Below are 19,042 nucleotides of genomic sequence, written 5' to 3' on the forward strand. Positions count from 1 at the left end.
TAACTTAATGAATATATTATAGAAAATACCAATTAACCCAACTACAACCAGAACGCTCCTGGGTTACAGGGTAATATTGCTCATAGGGAGGATCACCAACCACATCTTCCATGTACAATTTATTCCAGAATAAAATGCCACTACTAGATGCAATACGTCTAACATAAGGTCTAAATGATATTCGACTTGTTCGATAGATTCCTCCTCCCATTACATCAAATAAGTCATGGTATTTTACTATCGCCCTTCGTAACTCTTTAGCTGTATTAGTTACCGCGCAGGGTTCTGAGAAAATGGTACCCCAGTGAGATAAATAAGTTCTGGCCATCAAATAAATTAAATCACCAACATTAGCAACTTTTGATGAATTTTTCGAAGGGTCATATTTACTATCTGTTGTGATGTTTCCTGATACCGTACTATGCCTTCCCCGGCACACATATAAATCATAATGGATAGGCTGAGGTGAAGTACTTCGACCCAAAGGATCGGGTGTTACTACCTTGTCCCCTAAATTCTTCCATTCATTACTAAATGGCCATAATGAATTTGAAGCTTTACAGGATTTTTTTTCCATCATTTTTTCATTTGGATAGGGTACAACTGGCGTGAAGAGATAATCAGATGACAGTTCAATTGATTCATCCCAGGCGTATATCGCTGCATAATGTTTAACATTTGGAGACAATGTCGTAAATGTGCTCCACCAATTACCAGGGCCAGGGACAGGTTCTATTGCAAAAATGTTCACCTGAATATCCTTATTGCCATAACTGTAAATAAACCATGCAGCCATAAGTGCAGCAACTGCACCTCGACTGTGACCGATCATATTGACCACCTTAGCGCCACTGGCTACAGCCTTATTTGCACCATGTAATGCAAGTGCTGAAATGTCTTTTCCTTCCGCTTGTTCAGCTTCAGAAAATTGGTTTCCAGATGCATATTTTTTTACATAATTACTTAGTGAGTCCGGGATTTTTAATGGACCACTCACCAATAAATCCTCACTTTTATCACAAGGGATAGCCCAGTCATTTTCTCCTGAACCTCTAACGCTGACCGCATTATCACTTTCGGTTAATACCCCGTTGATCTCTCTAAATACGCGCACGGGAATATAACCAGATCTTTCTGAGTAAATTCTCTTGTCACTTTTTAAGCGGGACACTTCTCCTTCATCTCTCGTACAGGCTGTTCCAGAAAATGAGAGCGTAAAAACATTATTGATCGCTTTTTTATCATCCATATTACGAATTCTCCATATAATGTTAAATTAACACACTAGTTCCAACTCATTATTCAAATAAAAGATTAGAAGATCACGATAATTAATAATTAAAATTTATTAGCTTGAGCTACCATGGCTGTAAGCGTGACATAAAGGCTATCTCGTAAGTATCCATGTAAACGGCCATTTACTTTTAGAGATCTTACGACAACCTACTATTGTCTCCTGAGGAGATATCTATGCATTAAACCCGCGTAGCAAAACACCAGATCATTGCCGCTCTCAACGCGGTCGAAGCCGGATGGGCAGTGAAGAATGTCTGCCATGAAGCTGCTATTTCCATCGTCAGTTATTGCACTTTGTAAGGCTCAATAGGGTGGAATAGATACATCTGATAAAGGGTGAACTTTTCAGTTATCTGACTGCGCAATTTTTCGAGAGCTTGCGCCAGGCAAGCAGGGCATTATATTGATACCGTGGGTTTCACCGATCATTTTCAACATCCAAACTTCACTACTTAGACGGCAACCTGTTAGCGCATGATGCATGAAACGAGCGTCAAACGGCCTAATCAAAGACATAAAAAAAGCCCCTGCCGGGAGGCAGAGGCTTTTTAGCGAGCTTAATGACAAATTAATCGTCGAGGAAGCTGCGTAGCACTTCGGAGCGGCTTGGATGGCGCAGCTTGCGCAGCGCTTTGGCTTCGATCTGACGAATACGTTCGCGCGTAACGTCAAACTGTTTACCTACCTCTTCCAGCGTGTGGTCGGTATTCATATCAATACCAAAACGCATACGCAGCACCTTCGCCTCGCGCGCTGTCAGCCCTGCCAGCACGTCGTGCGTGGCAGAACGCAGGCTCTCGGACGTCGCGGAGTCCAGCGGCAGCTCCAGCGTGGTATCCTCGATAAAGTCACCCAGATGTGAGTCTTCATCATCACCAATCGGCGTCTCCATGGAGATTGGCTCTTTGGCGATTTTCAGCACCTTACGGATTTTATCTTCCGGCATCAGCATCCGCTCGGCCAGCTCTTCCGGCGTCGGCTCACGACCCATCTCCTGCAGCATCTGGCGAGAAATACGGTTGAGCTTGTTAATCGTCTCAATCATATGCACCGGAATACGGATGGTACGCGCCTGGTCAGCGATGGAGCGGGTGATAGCCTGACGGATCCACCAGGTCGCATAGGTCGAGAATTTATAACCACGGCGATATTCAAACTTATCCACGGCTTTCATCAGACCGATATTCCCCTCCTGGATCAGATCCAGGAACTGCAGGCCACGGTTGGTGTACTTCTTGGCGATAGAGATAACCAGACGCAGGTTAGCCTCAACCATCTCTTTCTTCGCACGACGCGCTTTCGCTTCGCCGATAGACATGCGACGGTTGATGTCCTTCACCTGCTCAATGGTCAGGCCGGTCTCTTCTTCAATCTGCGACAGCTTTTGCAGGCCGCGATGCACGTCTTCAGAGACGTCTTTCAGCTTCTCTGACCAGGGTTTGTTCATCGCCAGGGCCGCTTTGAACCAGGTTTCGCTGGTTTCATTGCCGGTAAACAGGGTGATGAAGTTTTTCTTCGGCATCTTACAGATTTCAACACAGAGCTTCATGATCAGACGTTCCTGCGTACGAACGCGGTCCATCATGGTACGCATGCTGTTCACCAGGAAATCGAACTGCTTCGGCACCAGGCGGAACTGTTTGAAAACGTCTGACAGATTCTGAATTTCAGCAACGGCATCGGCGTGGCTGCGGCCTTTAGCCTTGATTACCGTACGGGCTTTTTCGTACTGAACGCGCAGATCGTTAAACTTCTCGCGCGCCAGTTCCGGGTCGATGCTGTTGTCGTCGTCGGCGCTGTCGTCATCGGACTCTTCATCTTCGTCTTCATCATCGTCACGCTCTGCTTCAGAGAGTTCCGAGCCAACGTGCGTGGCGGTAGGCGCGATATCTGCTTCAGCGTTGGGATCAACAAAGCCGGTAATCATATCCGACAGGCGCGCTTCGCCCGCCTCGACGCGGTCATACTGTTCCAGCAGGTAGGTAATGGCTTCCGGGTATTCAGCAACGGAACACTGGACCTGGTTGATACCGTCTTCGATGCGCTTCGCGATGTCGATTTCGCCTTCGCGCGTCAGCAATTCAACGGTACCCATTTCGCGCATATACATGCGCACCGGGTCTGTCGTCCGGCCGATTTCTGACTCAACGCTGGACAGGACCTGTGCGGCCGCCTCGGCAGCATCTTCATCGGTATCGGAGCTGTTTTCGTTCAGCATCAGATCGTCGGCATCAGGTGCTTCTTCAACAACCTGTATGCCCATGTCGTTGATCATCTGAATGATGTCTTCGATCTGATCGGAGTCGACGATATCTTCCGGCAGATGGTCATTGACCTCGGCATAGGTCAGATAGCCCTGCTCCTTACCACGGGTGACAAGTAGCTTAAGCTGTGACTGCGGGTTTTGCTCCATAAGACGGTATCCACACTTCTGTTAAATTAGATTGGTGTCGGTCGGCTAAGCAGCCAACAATAACAGTGAGGGCGTTGGTTTATTGCCGCTGCCCATCTCGGCGGCTGCCAGGGTCGACCTGGCGGATAATCGGCACTTAAGCCGCTGGATATTTGGTTCGATGCGCTATCACCTGCCATTTTTGGTTCGCGCAGCGGCAAAAACCGGTCGTACCGGGGTACGCTGTGGTTCAGGCGCTGGGCGCACAAAAACTGACGGTGGCGATAACGCCTCTCAATGTTATGTCGGGTGACAGGATCGTCACGCTCAGGAATTCGTTTTTTTAGCAAATTCCTGATTGAGCAGCCAGTATTCGCGCCGCTCGCTGGCATCCAGCCCGTGAGTGCGCTCGCGAGCAATTAAATACTCTAAGCGTCGCTCCAGCGCTGCGTCATACATGCTGGCCAGCGAATCGTTAAACATGGTTTCCACTTCATCGTCCACGATCATGTGGTTCCATGTGGCCAGAGTTTCAAGGCTCTGGCTAAATTTTGTGCCACGGTATAACTCTAGTAGCTGTCCCGTCGTCAGGCCAGGATGAGCGACGCAAGTGCTCACTAACTCGACAAAAAGGGAAAACCCCGGCAGTTCAGAAGATTCCAGCCCTTCCAGGGAAGGCACGGCTGCTGCCAGCTGCGGATTCTGAATCAGCAATCCAATCAGTATACGCATGGTTGTGCGTTTTAGCTGAGGCTGCGGTGGGAGTTTCGACTTCTCGCCCACTCTGGGCATCAACTTTTCCAGCTGACTGTCATCCAGAATGCCCAGTTTGTTTCCCAGCTCCTGACGCAGGTAAATGCGCAGGGTTTCACCCGGCACCTGGCTAATTAGCGGCAGGGCAAGGGTACTCAGCTGGGCGCGACCATCCGGCGATCGTAAATCTACCTGAGGGAGCAGAGTGTCAAATAAGAAAGCGGAGAGCGGCGTTGCCTGCTCCATTCGCGCTTCAAATGCCTCTTTTCCCTCTTTACGGACCAGCGTATCCGGATCTTCACCGTCCGGCAGAAACATAAAGCGTAGCTGACGGCCATCATTCATGTAGGGAAGGGCGGTTTCCAGCGCCCGCCAGGCCGCTTCACGTCCTGCTCTGTCGCCGTCATAGCAGCAGATGACATTATCGGTCGAGCGGAATAGCAGCTGAATATGCTCAGGCGTCGTCGACGTTCCCAGCGATGCCACGGCATAATCAATGCCGAACTGCGCCAGGGCCACCACATCCATATAGCCTTCGACCACTAATAGCTTCGCCGGTTCCGGATGATTTTTGTGGGCTTCATACAGGCCATACAGCTGTCGGCCCTTATGGAAAATATCGGTCTCCGGGGAGTTCAGATATTTTGGCAACGCATCGCCAACGACGCGGCCACCAAAACCGATAACCCGGCCTCGCTTATCATGGATGGGAAACATGATCCGTTCGCGGAAGCGATCGTAGCTGCGGCCCTGATCGTTAGTCACCAGCATCCCGGCGTCGGTAAGCGACTGCCGGTCGTCCTCATTGCGACCGAATCGCTTCAGCGCGTTGTCCCATCCAGCGGGCGCAAAGCCAATAGAGAAGTGCCCGATCACCTCATCGCTCAGACCGCGGCCTGCCAGGTAGTCACGCGCACCCGCGGCGTGACTCTGGGTCAGCGACTGCCGGTAGAACTCATTCAGCCCGGTCATCAACTGATACAGGCTCTGGCGCTGATGGCGCTCCAGCTGGCTCGGGCCACTTCCGCTTTCATACGGAATTTCAAGTCCGTAAAGCGTCGCCAGCTCCTCGATGCTCTCCACGAACTCAAGGCGGTCATAGTTCATCAGAAAGTCGACGGCGTTGCCGTGCGCGCCACAGCCGAAGCAGTGGTAAAACTGTTTCTCGCCGTTTACGGTAAAAGAAGGGGTTTTCTCATTATGGAAGGGACAGCACGCGTGATAGTTCTTACCCTGCTTTTTCAGCTTTACGCGGGCATCAATAAGATCCACGATGTCCGTGCGCGCCAGCAGGTCATTAATGAATACGCGTGGAATGCGTCCAGCCATAAATCCCCTTCACCTTTCAGCTTCCATTGCTTCTGGCCCTTAAACGAGAACAAGCCGCGCATTCCTTTCGGAAAGCACGGCCTTCATAACTACTTACTTGTCTGTGGGGCGTGAGGGCGTAAACCCTCAAAAATTAGTACAGACGAGTGCGGCGTGCGTTTTCGCGAGCCAGTTTCTTCGCGTGGCGTTTAACGGCAGACGCTTTAGCGCGCTTACGTTCGGTCGTTGGTTTTTCATAAAACTCACGACGACGAACTTCAGCCAGAACGCCTGCTTTCTCGCATGAACGCTTGAAGCGACGCAGTGCTACGTCGAAGGGCTCGTTTTCACGTACTTTAATTACCGGCATGTAACTCTCACCTCGATAAATTCGGTTTGCTGCTGGGCTGTAAGCCAGCTCATTTCAAAATGGTGCGGAATTTTACTCCAACACAGGCAGCATTGTAAAGCACCATAGCATTAACTCACCAACAGATGCGCCTGTGCCACTGCCGGTATTTTCAGGCGAATGAGTATACAGGATTCCACGTGGCGCGGCGAAAAAATTTTCGCCTTATGCATCAGTGACAAGGCGAAGCCGGGCGGAAAATTACCGCGAACGGCCAGGCCTTCATGCTACACTGCGCGCCGCAAGAATGAGGTAAAAAAGTCATGCGTGTACTTGGAATTGAAACATCCTGCGATGAAACCGGTATCGCGATTTACGACGATCGGGCCGGACTTCTCGCCAATCAACTTTACAGTCAGGTCAAACTGCATGCCGATTACGGCGGTGTCGTACCTGAGCTGGCTTCGCGCGACCACGTGCGAAAAACCGTGCCGCTTATCCAGGCGGCGCTTAAGGAAGCCGGATTACAGGCGTCAGATATTGATGCGGTAGCCTGGACGGCCGGACCTGGCCTGGTAGGCGCGCTGCTGGTGGGGGCCACAGTAGGTCGTGCGCTGGCCTTCGCCTGGGGTGTTCCGGCTATTCCTGTTCACCACATGGAAGGGCACCTGCTGGCCCCGATGCTGGAAGATAACCCTCCCGCCTTTCCTTTTGTTGCGCTGCTGGTCTCCGGGGGGCATACACAGCTTATCAGCGTTACCGCCATCGGTGAGTATACGCTGCTTGGGGAATCGGTTGATGATGCGGCCGGAGAGGCATTTGATAAAACCGCCAAGCTGCTGGGTCTGGATTATCCCGGTGGCCCGATGCTGTCGAAAATGGCCCAGCAGGGTATTGAGAAGCGCTTTGTCTTCCCCCGTCCGATGACCGATAGGCCAGGTCTGGATTTCAGCTTTTCTGGCCTGAAAACGTTCGCGGCGAATACCATTCGCGGTAACAGCGACGACGATCAGACGCGCGCTGATATCGCCCGCGCCTTTGAAGATGCGGTTGTCGATACGCTGGCGATCAAATGTAAGCGCGCGCTGGAGCAGACCGGGTTCAAACGGCTGGTTATCGCCGGGGGCGTCAGTGCGAACCGCACGCTGCGGGCGAAAATGGCCGAAGTGATGAAAGCCCGGGGCGGGGAGGTCTTCTATGCCCGCCCTGAATTCTGTACCGACAATGGGGCGATGATAGCCTACGCCGGTATGGTCAGGCTGCGCAGCGGTACGGAGGCGGAACTGGGCGTCACGGTTCGCCCACGTTGGCCGCTGTCCGAGCTGGGTGTAGTTGCTGAGCCGGACTGAGCAGCAGGATAATACACAGCTTTGCCGCGATGCGGAGAGCTGTGTATTAGATGACGCGAGGCGATTGATTGACCTGAAACGGGTGGGTCGCTGCGCCGAAGAGTAAGGCGGGATTAATTACCTAAAATAGCGTTGAAAATTCCACCTACGAAGGGGATCCCACCCAGGACCGATTCAACGGTGCCACCAATATTACCGCCGATACTGGCGCCAATGGAGGTACCCAGCTCGGGGAAGATCTTTTTGATGCTCATCTCACCCAGCAGCGGTACTGAAATGGTGACGCTGCCAGCCAGCTGATAAATCCCGTTACCTACCAGGCCACCCACCGATGCACTGATATTTTTAATAATGCCTGCGCCGCTCACAGCGTTGATATCATTCAGCTCTAACTCTCTCATTATTTTCACTCCCTGAAGGTAGTAACGACGTGTTACTGATAAGGTACGTTACAGTGAGACGTTAACGGAGAGAATAGTAATAAAATGATTTACAGAGCGTCTTAATAAACCCCGGCACTGATGCTATTTGCGTTTTCTCCGCCAGATTTTAGTTTCCTGTCCGCGCCAGAGTCGCTGGATATTGTCATGATGCCGCAGCAGCACCAGGCACGACAGCATCGCAACGGGAAAGGTAAACTGGGGTTTAAACCACCAGACGTAGAAGGGGGCGATTAGCGCGCTGACGATAGCGCCGAGCGATGAATAACCGCTAAGCAGTACGGTAAGCAGCCAGGTGCCGGTCATCAGACCCGTTAAATCCCAGCCGATGGGGGCGATCGCACCGAAAGCGGTCGCCACGCCTTTTCCGCCCTTGAAGCGAAAAAAAATGGGGTAAATGTGCCCAAGGCAGGCGGCGATAGCGGTAAGGCCCAGATATAAAGGCGTGACGCCATAATGCCAGGCAAGCCAGACGGGCAGCATACCTTTAAGAATATCAAAAATCAGCACGGCCGCAGCCGGGACTTTACCGCCAAGCCGCAGCACGTTAGTTGCGCCGGGATTGCCGGAACCATTCTGGCGGGGATCGGGCAATCTGAACAGTCGGCACACCAGAATCGCACTGGAAACAGAGCCGCACAGATAGGCAAAAAGTATCATACCCAGTGCGAATGTATTCAACATACCGTTCCGCCCTCCAGGGGTCGTTTTGTTCTCATCATCCGTGGATAATACGCATAAATAGCCGGAAGTGGTATCCGGCATCCACAAAAACAGAGAGGGTTATTATGGATATTGTATTTATAGACCAACTGTCGGTTATCACCACTATTGGTGTCTATGACTGGGAACAAACTATTCAGCAGAAGCTGGTTTTCGACGTTGAAATGGCATGGGATAACCGCCGGGCGGCGGCCAGCGATGATGTCGATGACTGCCTGAGCTATGCGGATATCTCTGCGGCCATTATTGACCATGTGTCCGCTGGCAAATTTGCGCTGGTTGAGCGCGTAGCAGAAGAGGTCGCCTTACTGCTGCTGACGCGTTTCAGTTCTCCCTGGGTGCGGATAAAACTGAGCAAGCCCGGCGCGGTGGCACAGGCCGCACAGGTGGGCGTGGTGATTGAGCGCGGGACTAATCCTAAATAAGTGCAATATGATTGCCATCATGATGAAACCCCCCCACATTATGGTCTGTTTTGACGTTGGCCCGATTTTGCACGGGTACAATTTGGCGGCAGCCTCGGGCAGCCGCCTTTTTAATGATTTTGATACGGACAGGGGTAGTAATTGATGGCAGATATTCATCAGCTATGGGTGGCAGCAATACTTGGCATTGTTGAGGGCCTGACGGAGTTTCTTCCCGTCTCTTCCACCGGGCACATGATCATTGTCGGTCATCTGTTGGGTTTTGAAGGGGATAAAGCAGACACCTTTGAGGTCGTCATCCAGCTCGGCTCAATTTTAGCGGTTGTTGTCATGTTCTGGCGTCGTCTGTTTGGCCTTATCGGCATCCATTTCGGCAATGTGCCGCATGAGGGCACGGGAAAAGGGCATCTTACGCTGATTCATATACTTCTGGGAATGGCACCTGCCGTGGTGGTAGGCCTGCTCTTACACGACGCCATCAAGACGTTGTTTAACCCGGTCAATGTGATGTATGCCCTGGTGGTTGGCGGCGTGCTATTGCTCGCGGCGGAATACCTTAAGCCTAAACAGCCCAGGGCAGTGGGCCTGGATGACGTCACCTACCGTCAGGCTTTCGTCATTGGCTGCTTTCAGTGCCTGGCGCTCTGGCCGGGTTTCTCACGTTCAGGCGCGACCATCTCTGGCGGGATGTTAATGGGGGTAAGCCGCTATGCTGCTTCCGAGTTCTCGTTCATTCTGGCCGTGCCGATGATGATGGGCGCCACGGTACTGGATCTCTATAAAAGCGTGGGCTTCCTGACGATGGGTGACATGCCGATGTTTGCCGTCGGTTTTCTTACCGCTTTTGTGGTGGCGCTGATTGCGATCAAAGTCTTCCTGAAGCTGATTCAGAATATCTCCTTCGTCCCGTTCGCAATCTACCGTTTTATTATTGCGGCTGCGGTATATATGATCTTCGTCTGATAGCCCGAAGAGGCGATGAAGCCGGGCCTAATGGCCCGGTTTTCCTAAGCGTCATTCTCCGCTTTCCAGCGCTCAAGCGCGACAATCCTGCGCTTCGTCAGCGCTTCCCGAATTTCACTTCCTTTAAACCCCGCCGCAACGACCTCTTTTGTGGACACGGCCAGCGCGACGTTAAACGCCTCGCGCAGATAGCATCCCTGCGGATACGCATTCTGTTCAAAACCGGTGCGCCCACGGGCGTCCGCTTCGCTGGTCAACGCTATCTGGTCAATACGCTGTGGCTTGCGCCAGGCATCAATCCGGTCAAACAGCGCCACTAACGCCTCTGCCGGCTGCCGCTCAATGGTATGCACCACATCATGAAACTCCGTAACCAGCAGCGCCAGGTCGCGCAGGTGGTTTGGCACCCGTAAACGCTGACAGAGTGCGCTAACCAAAGGGACGCCAGCGGCACCGTGTCCATGGTGGCTGGGCCACAATTCGGGGGGCGTCAGCGCCTTACCCACGTCGTGAAACAGCGTGGCAAAGCGGACATCGACCTCGTTGCTGAGCTGTGCGGCAATGGCCAGCGTCATCAGCGTATGCACGCCGGTATCAATTTCGGGATGCCACTTTTTAGGGGCCGGGACGCCATAAAGGTTGTCCAGCTCGGGGAAGAGCACCGCCAGCGCGCCACAGTCACGCAGCACCTGAAAATAGACCTGAGGGGAGGGCGTTTCGAGAGCCTTCTCCGTCTCTTTCCAAACGCGTTCCGGCGTCAGCGTATCCAGCTCACCGCTGGCGGCCATGCTGCGCATCAGCCCGAGCGTTTCTGGCGCGACGGTAAAACCCAGATGGGCAAAGCGCGCAGCAAAGCGCGCAACCCGCAGCACGCGCAGAGGGTCTTCGTTAAAGGCGGCAGAGACATGACGAAGCTGGCGCTGGACAATATCCTGCTGTCCGCCCCAGGGATCGTACAACAACCCGTTTTGATCGCGGGCAATGGCATTAATGGTCAGATCGCGCCGCTGTAAATCCTGCTCCAGCGTCACATCGGGGGCGAAATAGCAGCTAAAACCGGTATAGCCCGCACCGCTTTTTCGCTCAGTTCTGGCCAGCGCATACTCTTCATGCGAGTCAGGATGTAAAAAAACCGGGAAGTCGCGACCGACCTGCTGATAGCCGTTATTGATCATCTCTTCCGGCGAGCCGCCCACTACCACCCAGTCTTTATCAGTAACCGGTAATTCAAGCAGGGCATCGCGCACCGCGCCGCCGACAAGGTAAGTCTCCACTACTGCGCTCCTCGTTGTGTCGTTTCAGGCATCATACGTGAACGCCCGACGTTCTCCCACTACAGGCGGGCAGGCTTACGCGGTATTGGCCCACGACGAAAAGGACATCAATGGATGTCCTTTTCGTCCCGGCGTTCGCTAAGCCTAGTTCATCCAGCGGTCTTTTTTCTTACGGCTGGGGATCATATGCGGCAGCAGCAGGCCAAGCAGCAGGCCGACGCCGGCCACGCCGCCGCCATACATAAACCACTGCATGATAATGGTACGCTGCTTGTCATCGAGCTGAACGTTGGCCGCGCTCACTTTCTTTTGTGCCACCACCAGCTCATTTTTGAGCTTCTGATTCTCATTTTTCAGGTTATTAATGGCACCGTCGCTGCCGGCAACCTTCTTCTGCATTTCGGCGGTCCGCTGATTCCAGCTTCCATCGATATTGGCCAGTTTGTCAGTCAGCTGTTTAACCTGCTGTTCCAGCTGCGGGACGCGTGTGCGAAGGCTGGGCTGTTCGCTAAGCTGCGCAACGGGGATCCAGGTGGTACGGCCCGTTGAGTCGCGAATTTGCGCGTATTTGGTGGCGTCATTGGTTTGCAGCAGCTCCACTTCTTCGCCCGCGTTCAGCGTACCGACCAGGCGATAATCATTGCTGGGGCCACTGCGAACCCAGGTGGAGAGTTCATCAGAAATATAGCGTTTCTCTTCGGCGTGAACGGTAGCGGCAACGCTAAATGTCAGTAAAGTAAGGCCAATTAAGTTAATTTTTTTCATTCGATATCTTTTTTACGTGAATCCGGGAAAAAAGTAATGGCACAGTCTGGAGGCGCCTCGCATAAAGCTGAATGAGAACTTTCCTGGTCTCAGGGCATGGCGAGCCGGGTCGTAAAAGCATAAGAAAGCCGAGACAGCCACGGCAATTCTGCATTACTCTTCACGTTATGACTGACTGAGAAAAACCTCGCTGGCTGCCGTATTTTTACGCGCAGCGTCCATAACAACGGCGAGGCATCATCAGGCGCACATCCATTTACCATGCCGGTAATCATTTGATTAAGAAAATATGACCATCGAAATCGAGTTAAAGTTCATCGCCACACCTGCTGCTGCTGAAAATCTGCCTGGCCGGCTTGCCGCCTGGCCGCATCAGCACAGTGCGCCACAAAAGCTGACCAATATCTATTTCGAAACTGAAAGCAGCCAGCTGCGCCGCTGGGATATGGGACTGCGCATTCGCGGCTTCGGCGACAGCTATGAAATGACGCTGAAAACAGCGGGGCAGACCCTTGGCGGCCTCCACCAGCGTCCGGAATACAATGTCGCTCTGGAGAAGCCAGAACTGGACATCGCCCTGTTACCGACGGAGGTCTGGCCCGCAGGGAGCGATCTGGCCACGCTCCAGCAGCAGCTAAAGCCGCTGTTCAGCACCCATTTCGTGCGCGAAAAGTGGGTGGTCACTTATCTGCAAAGCGAGATTGAGGTTGCTTTCGACCTCGGAGAAGTCAGTGCGGGTGACGAGAGCGAAACGCTGAGTGAAATTGAGCTTGAGCTTAAATCTGGTCAGCGTGAGGATCTGCTGGCGTTCGCTGAAGCGCTGTCAACCATTGGTGGGTTGCGTCTCGGCAGCAAAAGTAAAGCAGCGCGCGGCTATGCGCTGGCACAGGGTAAAACTCAGTCTGAACCGCGCCCTATGCCAGTGCTGAAGGTTAAACCGAAAGCAACGGTAGAAGAGGGGATGCGGGCAGCCTTTACGCTGGCGCTCACCCAGTGGCAGTACCACGAAGAGCTTTGGCTGTGCGGCGAAACGGCGGCGCTGCATGAAATTCGTCAGGCGCTGGAAAGCCTGCGTCAGGTCTTCTCTCTGTTCGGCTCGCTGGTGCCGCGTAAGGCGAGTAGCGCGCTGCGTCAGTCGCTTACCGGTCTTGAGGACGCGCTGCTGGAAAAAGACCTCCAGCCGGAGGTTCTCTGCTTTAGTCTCCCCTCATTACAGACCCAGTTAGCACTCACTAACTGGATAGCTACCGAGCGCTGGCGCGGCTTTATTGATAGCAAGTCTGAGGCCAGGCTACAGGGATCCTTTAAGCGCTTCTGCGATATTATGCTGGGCCGCCTCTCCGCCGATCTCAAAGAGACCTTTCACCGCATCCGCCAGTTCAACGAGTATCAGGACAAACTGACCCGCCTGAACCGCCAGCTGCTGGCCGCGCGCCTGCTGGCCGGGGCTTACCCATCTGAAGCGGTCGCTGCGTGGCTGGGAGACTGGCAGCAGCTGGCGCAGGGCATTGAGTCTAATCAGACCGCAAACCTTGATGCATACTGCCGTCAGGCCCTTAAACAACCGGCATTCTGGAAAAACGGTAGCGTCTGACTGCCCGGCTCAGCGCGGCCTGGCATACGTGCACCGATCATTTGTCACATTAGGGAGTGTTTATGCTGCCATTGCCCCACACGTCTCTGCCTTCTTTAATGGCAGCGCAGGCAGGACGTTTACCCGCCTCTCTGGGTGAGCTGACGCTTGCTGAGCAGAGCGTGCTGGCTTTCAGTGATTTTATCTGCGAAAACCTGAGTCGCCATCCGGCGTGGTGGCAGAGGCTGAGGGAGCAGCCTCCGCAGGCAGATGAATGGCAGCATTATCAGGCGTGGCTGGCGGTAAAGCTGGCAGAGGTAGCGGATGAACCCACCCTGATGCGCGAACTGCGGCTTTTTCGTCGCCATATGCTGACCCGTATTGCCTGGATGCAGGCGCTGGCGACCAGCAGCACGGAGGATTCTCTGAAACAGCTGAGCGTTCTGGCTGAGCTGCTGATTGTCGCAGCCAGGGACTGGCTGTGGCAGGCCTGCTGCCGCGAATTCGGCACGCCGGTGAATGCGCAGGGTGAACCGCAGCCGCTGCTGATCCTCGGTATGGGCAAGCTGGGCGGCGGCGAGCTAAACTTCTCCTCTGACATTGATCTGATCTTTACCTGGCCCGAAAACGGGACGACACAGGGCGGTCGACGCGAGCTGGACAACGCCCAGTTTTTCACCCGGCTGGGTCAGCGGCTGATTAAGGTGCTGGACCAGCCCACGGTAGAGGGCTTTGTGTATCGCGTGGATATGCGTCTGCGACCCTTTGGCGACAGTGGGCCTCTGGTGCTGAGCTTTGCCGCGCTGGAGGACTACTACCAGGAGCAGGGACGCGACTGGGAACGCTATGCGATGGTCAAAGTACGGGTGATGGGCGATCGGGATGACCGCTGGAGCCAGGAGCTACAGCAGACGCTGCGTCCCTTCGTTTACCGCCGCTATATCGACTTCAGCGTCATTCAGTCCCTGCGTAATATGAAAAGTATGATTGCCCGTGAGGTGCGGCGTCGCGGTCTGAAAGACAATATTAAGCTGGGCGCGGGCGGTATCAGGGAAATTGAATTTATCGTTCAGGTATTCCAGCTGATCCGCGGTGGACGCGAACGGGCGCTCCAGCGCCGCGCGCTATTGCCTACCCTGCAAACGCTGGGTGAACTGGGGCTGCTTCCTGCCGGACAGGTTGAGCAGCTACATCAGGCATGGCAGTTTCTGCGGCGGCTGGAAAACCTGCTTCAAAGCATCAACGATGAACAGACCCAGACCCTGCCTGTGGACCCACTTAACCAGGCGCGGCTGGCATGGGCGATGGGCGTACCCGACTGGTCCGTTCTCCAGCAGCAGCTGGAACAGCACATGTCTGCGGTACGGGCGATTTTTGACGAGCTGATTGGCGACGATGCGCCTGAGGCAGACAGCAGCAAAGAGGTCGGGGAGTACGGCGTGCTCTGGCAGGATCGGCTGGAGGAGACCGAACTGGCCCCGCTGGTTCCGCATCTGCCCGCGGGTGCGACGGCGGCGTTACTCAAGGCCATCAACGCGTTTCGGCAGGATACGGATAAACGTACCATTGGCCCACGCGGCCGCCAGGCCCTCGATCAGCTGATGCCGCGCCTGCTGGCGGAGGTTTGCCCGCGGGCAGATGCGGCAGCGACTCTTGAACGCCTCACGCCGCTGCTGCTGGGCGTGGTCACCCGCTCGACCTACCTGGAGCTGCTGACGGAATACCCCGGGGCACTGAAGCATCTGATTCGGCTGTGCGCCGCCTCGCCCATGGTGGCCAGCCAGCTTGCCCGCTATCCGCTGCTGCTGGATGAGCTGTTGGATCCGGCTACGCTCTACCAGCCAACGGCTACGGATGCCTACCGTGATGAGCTCCGGCAATATCTGCTGCGTATTCCAGAAGAGGATGAGGAGCAGCAGCTGGAGGCGCTGCGGCAGTTTAAGCAGGCTCAGCTTTTGCGCATTGCGGCGGCGGATATCGCCGAAACGCTGCCGGTGATGAAGGTCAGTGACCACCTGACATGGCTGGCGGAGGCGATCATTGAGCAGGTCGTCATGCAGGCATGGCAGATGATGACGCAGCGCTATGGCCGGCCCTCACATCTTCAGGACGATGGGGCGCGTGGATTTGCCGTCACAGGTTACGGCAAACTGGGCGGCTGGGAGCTGGGCTACAGCTCCGATCTGGATCTGGTTTTTCTGCATGACTGCCCGGTCGAGGCGGTGACGTTGGGGGAGCGCAGCATAGATGGCCGACAGTTTTATCTTCGCCTGGCGCAGCGCATAATGCATCTGTTCAGCACCCGCACCTCCTCCGGTATTCTCTATGAGGTGGATGCCCGACTGCGACCTTCTGGCGCGGCGGGCATGCTGGTCAGCACGCTCGATGCCTTTGATGACTATCAGCGTCAGGAGGCCTGGACCTGGGAGCATCAGGCGCTGGTGCGCGCGCGCATCGTCTTCGGCGATCCGGCCCTGAGCCAGCGCTTTAACGCTATCCGTCGCGGTATTTTGTGCCTGCCACGGGAGCCTGCGGCGCTGCAAAAAGAGGTGCGCGACATGCGTGAAAAGATGTATTCGCACCTCGCCGGTAAGAGCAAAGATCGCTGGGATATCAAAGCTGACAGAGGCGGCATAACGGATATTGAGTTTATTACGCAGTATCTGGTTTTGCGCCATGCGGCTGCGGTGCCCGCGCTGACCCGCTGGTCTGATAACGTGCGGATACTCGAGCTTATGGCCAGCCATGGGCTGATGGAGGAGGATGAGGCCCGGGCATTGACCAGCGCCTATATCACTCTGCGCGATGCACTTCATCACCTGGCGCTGGAGGCAATGCCTGGCCATGTGCTCCCCGAGACGTTCAGCCATGAGAAAGCGGTCGTGCAAGCCAGCTGGCAACGCTGGTTCGGTGAGTGAGTCGCACAACAGAGGTTGGCCCTGAAAGATAAAGGGTCAATGTGCGGGATAACCAGCTTGTGCTATCATCGCGCGCACTATTTTTGACTTATGCCAGGAGTGTCTGGAATGAAAATTACACTGCCCGAGTTCAACCGTGCGGGCGTTCTGGTGGTTGGCGACGTCATGCTGGATCGCTACTGGTATGGCCCTACCAGCCGCATCTCCCCTGAGGCTCCGGTTCCGGTGGTCAAGGTCGATAATATCGAAGAGCGTCCCGGCGGCGCGGCCAACGTGGCAATGAATATTGCATCGCTGGGGGCGGCATCGCGGCTGGTGGGGTTAACCGGCATCGACGATGCCGCACGGGCGCTGAACGCCGCCCTGAGCGGCGTAAATGTGCAGTGTGATTTTGTTCCCGTCTCAACCCACCCGACCATCACCAAGCTGCGTGTGCTTTCGCGTAACCAGCAGCTGATCCGCCTCGATTTCGAAGAGGGCTTTGACGGTATCGATCCCGAGCCACTGCACCAGCGCGTCAGGCAGGCGCTGCCTGGCACCGGTGCACTGGTGTTATCGGACTATGATAAGGGCGCGCTTGCTACCGTCGAAACCATCATCAGCCTCGCCCGTGAGGCGAAAGTGCCAGTGCTGGTGGATCCAAAAGGTACGGACTTTGAGCGCTATCGCGGCGCGACCATCCTGACGCCCAACCTCTCCGAGTTCGAGGCCGTCGTCGGCAAATGTAAAGATGAGGCGGAGATCGTTTCGCGCGGTATGGCACTGATGGAGAAATTCGAACTCTCCGCGCTGCTGGTCACGCGTTCAGAAAATGGCATGACGCTGCTACAGCCGGGTAAAACGCCGTTCCACCTGCCGACGCAGGCGCAGGAAGTCTACGACGTGACGGGCGCGGGCGACACGGTAATCGGCGTGCTGGCCGCGGCGCTGGCGGCAGGAAACACCCTGGAAGAGAGCTGCTTCCTGGCGAATGCGGCAGCTGGCGTGGTGGTAGGCAAACTGGGCACCTCGACCGTTTCACCGGTTGAGCTGGAGAATGCTATCCGCGCCAGGCCGGAATCAGGTTTTGGCGTGATGAGTGAAGAGCAGCTTAAGGAAGCCGTTGCGCTGGCGCGTCGTCGCGGTGAAAAAGTGGTTATGACCAACGGCTGCTTTGATATTCTCCACGCCGGGCACGTCTCCTACCTGGCCAATGCGCGCAAGCTTGGCGACAGGCTGATTGTGGCAGTAAACAGCGATGCATCGACGAAGCGGCTTAAGGGCGAAAGCCGCCCGGTGAATCCACTGGTTAACCGCATGATCGTACTGGGTGCGCTGGAGGCCGTCGACTGGGTAGTGGCTTTTGAAGAGGATACGCCGCAGCGGCTGATTGCCAGCATCCTGCCGGATCTGTTGGTGAAGGGCGGGGATTACAAGCCTGAAGAGATCGCGGGCAGCAAGGAAGTTTGGGCAAACGGCGGCGACGTTCGCGTGCTGAACTTTGAAGACGGCATTTCAACCAGCAATATCATCAGGGCCATCCAGGCTAAAAAATAAGCGCCTCCAGGCGTTGGCCGTCGGTCCGGCAAAAAACCCAGACCAGCGACTGGCTCAGCACCGAAGGTGAATAAGCCGGGGCTGGGGCCGGGGCTGGGGCTGGGGCTGGGGCTGGGGCTGGAACGATCCAGAAAACAAAAAGGCCGATCCTGCGATCGGCCTTTTTGTTTATAGCGGGTCCTGCTGTCAATGTCGCAGTTCCGGCTAGAGATCTTTTGTCTTAGTACTCTCTGGGGCGGTAACTGGAGCGGTAACCGGAGCAGCAGCTGGGGCGGTAGCCGGAGCAGTGGTTGGAGCGGTAACCGGAGTATTGGCTGAAGTGGTAACCGGAGCCGTTGTGGTACCCCGGCTTTCCAGCTCGGCGATGCGCTGCTCCAGCGCACTCAGCTTTTCGCGGGTGCGCAACAGCACCTGCGTCTGAACGTCAAACTCTTCGCGATTGACTAAATCCAGCCGCGTCAGCTGTGACTGCAAGGTCTGGCGGATGCGCTTTTCCACGTCGTCGCCAAACTCGCGGATCCCTTTCGGCATGGATTCATGAACCTGACGGGCGAGTTGTTCAATTTTTTTTGGGTCAATCATGGCGGCTTCCTGATAGCGGCAAAGTTTCTATAAGTGTAATGCTATAACCAGAAAGGATAAACCTGAAAACAGTAAAGCCACAAAATGGATAACTTATTGCCAGTTTTGTTCATTGCCCTGTGGTTTCTTCGGCGTTATATTAGTCTGCGATGTAAATACTATATGCTTATTCTCAGGGCGGGGTGAAATTCCCCACCGGCGGTAAATCGGCTGAGGCCGAAAGCCCGCGAGCGCTTCAGACCAGCCGGTTTGAAGGTCAGCAGATCCGGTGTAATCCCGGAGCCGACGGTTAAAGTCCGGATGGGAGAGAGTAACGTATGCTGTCGGGCCTGCGCCCGTTCTGCCGTTATTTTTTGTCACTGCATGACACTCCTAAGCATGCCCTGGTTCTGGTAA

15 protein-coding genes and 1 riboswitch are annotated in these 19,042 nt (G+C 54.8%); of the genes, 6 read left to right on the forward strand and 9 right to left on the reverse strand.

Annotated elements, in window-relative coordinates:
* Window positions 1-16: 16 nt before the first annotated feature.
* From AC4PCC_RS02730 to rpsU, 4 genes are all read right to left on the reverse strand, one after another.
* Window positions 17-1,249, reverse strand: a complete 1,233-nt coding sequence (locus tag AC4PCC_RS02730) for a hypothetical protein (RefSeq protein WP_492126311.1) — start codon at window positions 1,247-1,249, stop codon at window positions 17-19.
* A 615-nt stretch (window positions 1,250-1,864) separates the two neighbouring features.
* Window positions 1,865-3,709: an RNA polymerase sigma factor RpoD gene (rpoD, locus tag AC4PCC_RS02735; protein WP_067706158.1), complete on the reverse strand. Its 1,845-nt coding sequence runs from the start codon at window positions 3,707-3,709 to the stop codon at window positions 1,865-1,867.
* A gap of 306 nt (window positions 3,710-4,015) precedes the next feature.
* Window positions 4,016-5,770 (reverse strand): DNA primase, encoded by a 1,755-nt coding sequence (gene dnaG, locus AC4PCC_RS02740; RefSeq protein WP_492126312.1) that lies wholly within the window; start codon window positions 5,768-5,770, stop codon window positions 4,016-4,018.
* A 133-nt stretch (window positions 5,771-5,903) separates the two neighbouring features.
* Complete coding sequence (gene rpsU, locus AC4PCC_RS02745) at window positions 5,904-6,119, reverse strand: 30S ribosomal protein S21 (RefSeq protein WP_001144069.1); 216 nt, start codon at window positions 6,117-6,119, stop codon at window positions 5,904-5,906.
* Window positions 6,120-6,421: 302 nt separating this feature from the next.
* Here rpsU and tsaD point away from each other — a divergent pair, with 302 nt between their 5' ends.
* Window positions 6,422-7,447, forward strand: coding sequence for a tRNA (adenosine(37)-N6)-threonylcarbamoyltransferase complex transferase subunit TsaD (gene tsaD, locus AC4PCC_RS02750; protein ID WP_492126313.1), 1,026 nt, complete (start codon window positions 6,422-6,424; stop codon window positions 7,445-7,447).
* A 113-nt stretch (window positions 7,448-7,560) separates the two neighbouring features.
* Here tsaD and AC4PCC_RS02755 read toward each other — a convergent pair whose 3' ends face one another.
* A complete protein-coding gene (locus tag AC4PCC_RS02755) occupies window positions 7,561-7,848 on the reverse strand; it encodes a hypothetical protein (protein ID WP_492126314.1) in 288 nt (95 codons plus the stop codon).
* 123 nt (window positions 7,849-7,971) lie between these two features.
* A complete protein-coding gene (gene plsY / locus AC4PCC_RS02760; protein WP_492127443.1) occupies window positions 7,972-8,568 on the reverse strand; it encodes a glycerol-3-phosphate 1-O-acyltransferase PlsY in 597 nt (198 codons plus the stop codon).
* A 107-nt stretch (window positions 8,569-8,675) separates the two neighbouring features.
* Between plsY and folB the strand changes: the two genes are divergently transcribed.
* Both folB and bacA read left to right on the forward strand, forming a co-directional pair.
* Window positions 8,676-9,035: a bifunctional dihydroneopterin aldolase/7,8-dihydroneopterin epimerase gene (gene folB / locus AC4PCC_RS02765; protein WP_492126315.1), complete on the forward strand. Its 360-nt coding sequence runs from the start codon at window positions 8,676-8,678 to the stop codon at window positions 9,033-9,035.
* A gap of 144 nt (window positions 9,036-9,179) precedes the next feature.
* On the forward strand, window positions 9,180-9,998 hold the full coding sequence (gene bacA / locus AC4PCC_RS02770; RefSeq protein WP_492126316.1) for an undecaprenyl-diphosphate phosphatase: 819 nt from the start codon (window positions 9,180-9,182) through the stop codon (window positions 9,996-9,998).
* 44 nt (window positions 9,999-10,042) lie between these two features.
* Here the strand turns inward: bacA and AC4PCC_RS02775 are convergent, their stop codons facing one another.
* Both AC4PCC_RS02775 and AC4PCC_RS02780 read right to left on the reverse strand, forming a co-directional pair.
* Window positions 10,043-11,272, reverse strand: a complete 1,230-nt coding sequence (locus tag AC4PCC_RS02775; protein WP_492126317.1) for a multifunctional CCA addition/repair protein — start codon at window positions 11,270-11,272, stop codon at window positions 10,043-10,045.
* A gap of 144 nt (window positions 11,273-11,416) precedes the next feature.
* Window positions 11,417-12,037 (reverse strand): TIGR04211 family SH3 domain-containing protein, encoded by a 621-nt coding sequence (locus AC4PCC_RS02780; protein ID WP_492126318.1) that lies wholly within the window; start codon window positions 12,035-12,037, stop codon window positions 11,417-11,419.
* A 289-nt stretch (window positions 12,038-12,326) separates the two neighbouring features.
* Between AC4PCC_RS02780 and AC4PCC_RS02785 the strand changes: the two genes are divergently transcribed.
* From AC4PCC_RS02785 to hldE, 3 genes are all read left to right on the forward strand, one after another.
* The gene (locus AC4PCC_RS02785) at window positions 12,327-13,631 is read left to right on the forward strand and encodes a CYTH domain-containing protein (RefSeq protein WP_492126319.1); all 1,305 of its coding nucleotides are present in this window, start codon (window positions 12,327-12,329) and stop codon (window positions 13,629-13,631) included.
* Between the two features lie 62 nt (window positions 13,632-13,693).
* On the forward strand, window positions 13,694-16,528 hold the full coding sequence (gene glnE, locus AC4PCC_RS02790; protein WP_492126320.1) for a bifunctional [glutamate--ammonia ligase]-adenylyl-L-tyrosine phosphorylase/[glutamate--ammonia-ligase] adenylyltransferase: 2,835 nt from the start codon (window positions 13,694-13,696) through the stop codon (window positions 16,526-16,528).
* 108 nt (window positions 16,529-16,636) lie between these two features.
* Complete coding sequence (gene hldE / locus AC4PCC_RS02795) at window positions 16,637-18,064, forward strand: bifunctional D-glycero-beta-D-manno-heptose-7-phosphate kinase/D-glycero-beta-D-manno-heptose 1-phosphate adenylyltransferase HldE (protein ID WP_492126321.1); 1,428 nt, start codon at window positions 16,637-16,639, stop codon at window positions 18,062-18,064.
* Between the two features lie 204 nt (window positions 18,065-18,268).
* Here hldE and ubiK read toward each other — a convergent pair whose 3' ends face one another.
* Window positions 18,269-18,646, reverse strand: coding sequence for a ubiquinone biosynthesis accessory factor UbiK (gene ubiK / locus AC4PCC_RS02800; RefSeq protein ID WP_492126322.1), 378 nt, complete (start codon window positions 18,644-18,646; stop codon window positions 18,269-18,271).
* A 164-nt stretch (window positions 18,647-18,810) separates the two neighbouring features.
* Window positions 18,811-18,962: riboswitch (FMN riboswitch) on the forward strand.
* Window positions 18,963-19,042: the final 80 nt, after the last annotated feature.

Source organism: Erwinia sp. L03-1 (genome assembly GCF_058686115.1).

What these genes read in the sequence shown, in the direction of transcription:
- dnaG (WP_492126312.1), bottom strand. Translation starts at nt 5,770, where the DNA reads ATGGCTGGACGCATTCCACGCGTATTCATTAATGACCTGCTGGCGCGC.
- rpsU (WP_001144069.1), bottom strand. Translation starts at nt 6,119, where the DNA reads ATGCCGGTAATTAAAGTACGTGAAAACGAGCCCTTCGACGTAGCACTG.
- folB (WP_492126315.1), top strand. Translation starts at nt 8,676, where the DNA reads ATGGATATTGTATTTATAGACCAACTGTCGGTTATCACCACTATTGGT.
- glnE (WP_492126320.1), top strand. Translation starts at nt 13,694, where the DNA reads ATGCTGCCATTGCCCCACACGTCTCTGCCTTCTTTAATGGCAGCGCAG.
- AC4PCC_RS02730 (WP_492126311.1), bottom strand. Translation starts at nt 1,249, where the DNA reads ATGGATGATAAAAAAGCGATCAATAATGTTTTTACGCTCTCATTTTCT.
- rpoD (WP_067706158.1), bottom strand. Translation starts at nt 3,709, where the DNA reads ATGGAGCAAAACCCGCAGTCACAGCTTAAGCTACTTGTCACCCGTGGT.
- hldE (WP_492126321.1), top strand. Translation starts at nt 16,637, where the DNA reads ATGAAAATTACACTGCCCGAGTTCAACCGTGCGGGCGTTCTGGTGGTT.
- AC4PCC_RS02780 (WP_492126318.1), bottom strand. Translation starts at nt 12,037, where the DNA reads ATGAAAAAAATTAACTTAATTGGCCTTACTTTACTGACATTTAGCGTT.
- AC4PCC_RS02785 (WP_492126319.1), top strand. Translation starts at nt 12,327, where the DNA reads ATGACCATCGAAATCGAGTTAAAGTTCATCGCCACACCTGCTGCTGCT.
- bacA (WP_492126316.1), top strand. Translation starts at nt 9,180, where the DNA reads ATGGCAGATATTCATCAGCTATGGGTGGCAGCAATACTTGGCATTGTT.
- tsaD (WP_492126313.1), top strand. Translation starts at nt 6,422, where the DNA reads ATGCGTGTACTTGGAATTGAAACATCCTGCGATGAAACCGGTATCGCG.
- AC4PCC_RS02755 (WP_492126314.1), bottom strand. Translation starts at nt 7,848, where the DNA reads ATGAGAGAGTTAGAGCTGAATGATATCAACGCTGTGAGCGGCGCAGGC.
- ubiK (WP_492126322.1), bottom strand. Translation starts at nt 18,646, where the DNA reads ATGATTGACCCAAAAAAAATTGAACAACTCGCCCGTCAGGTTCATGAA.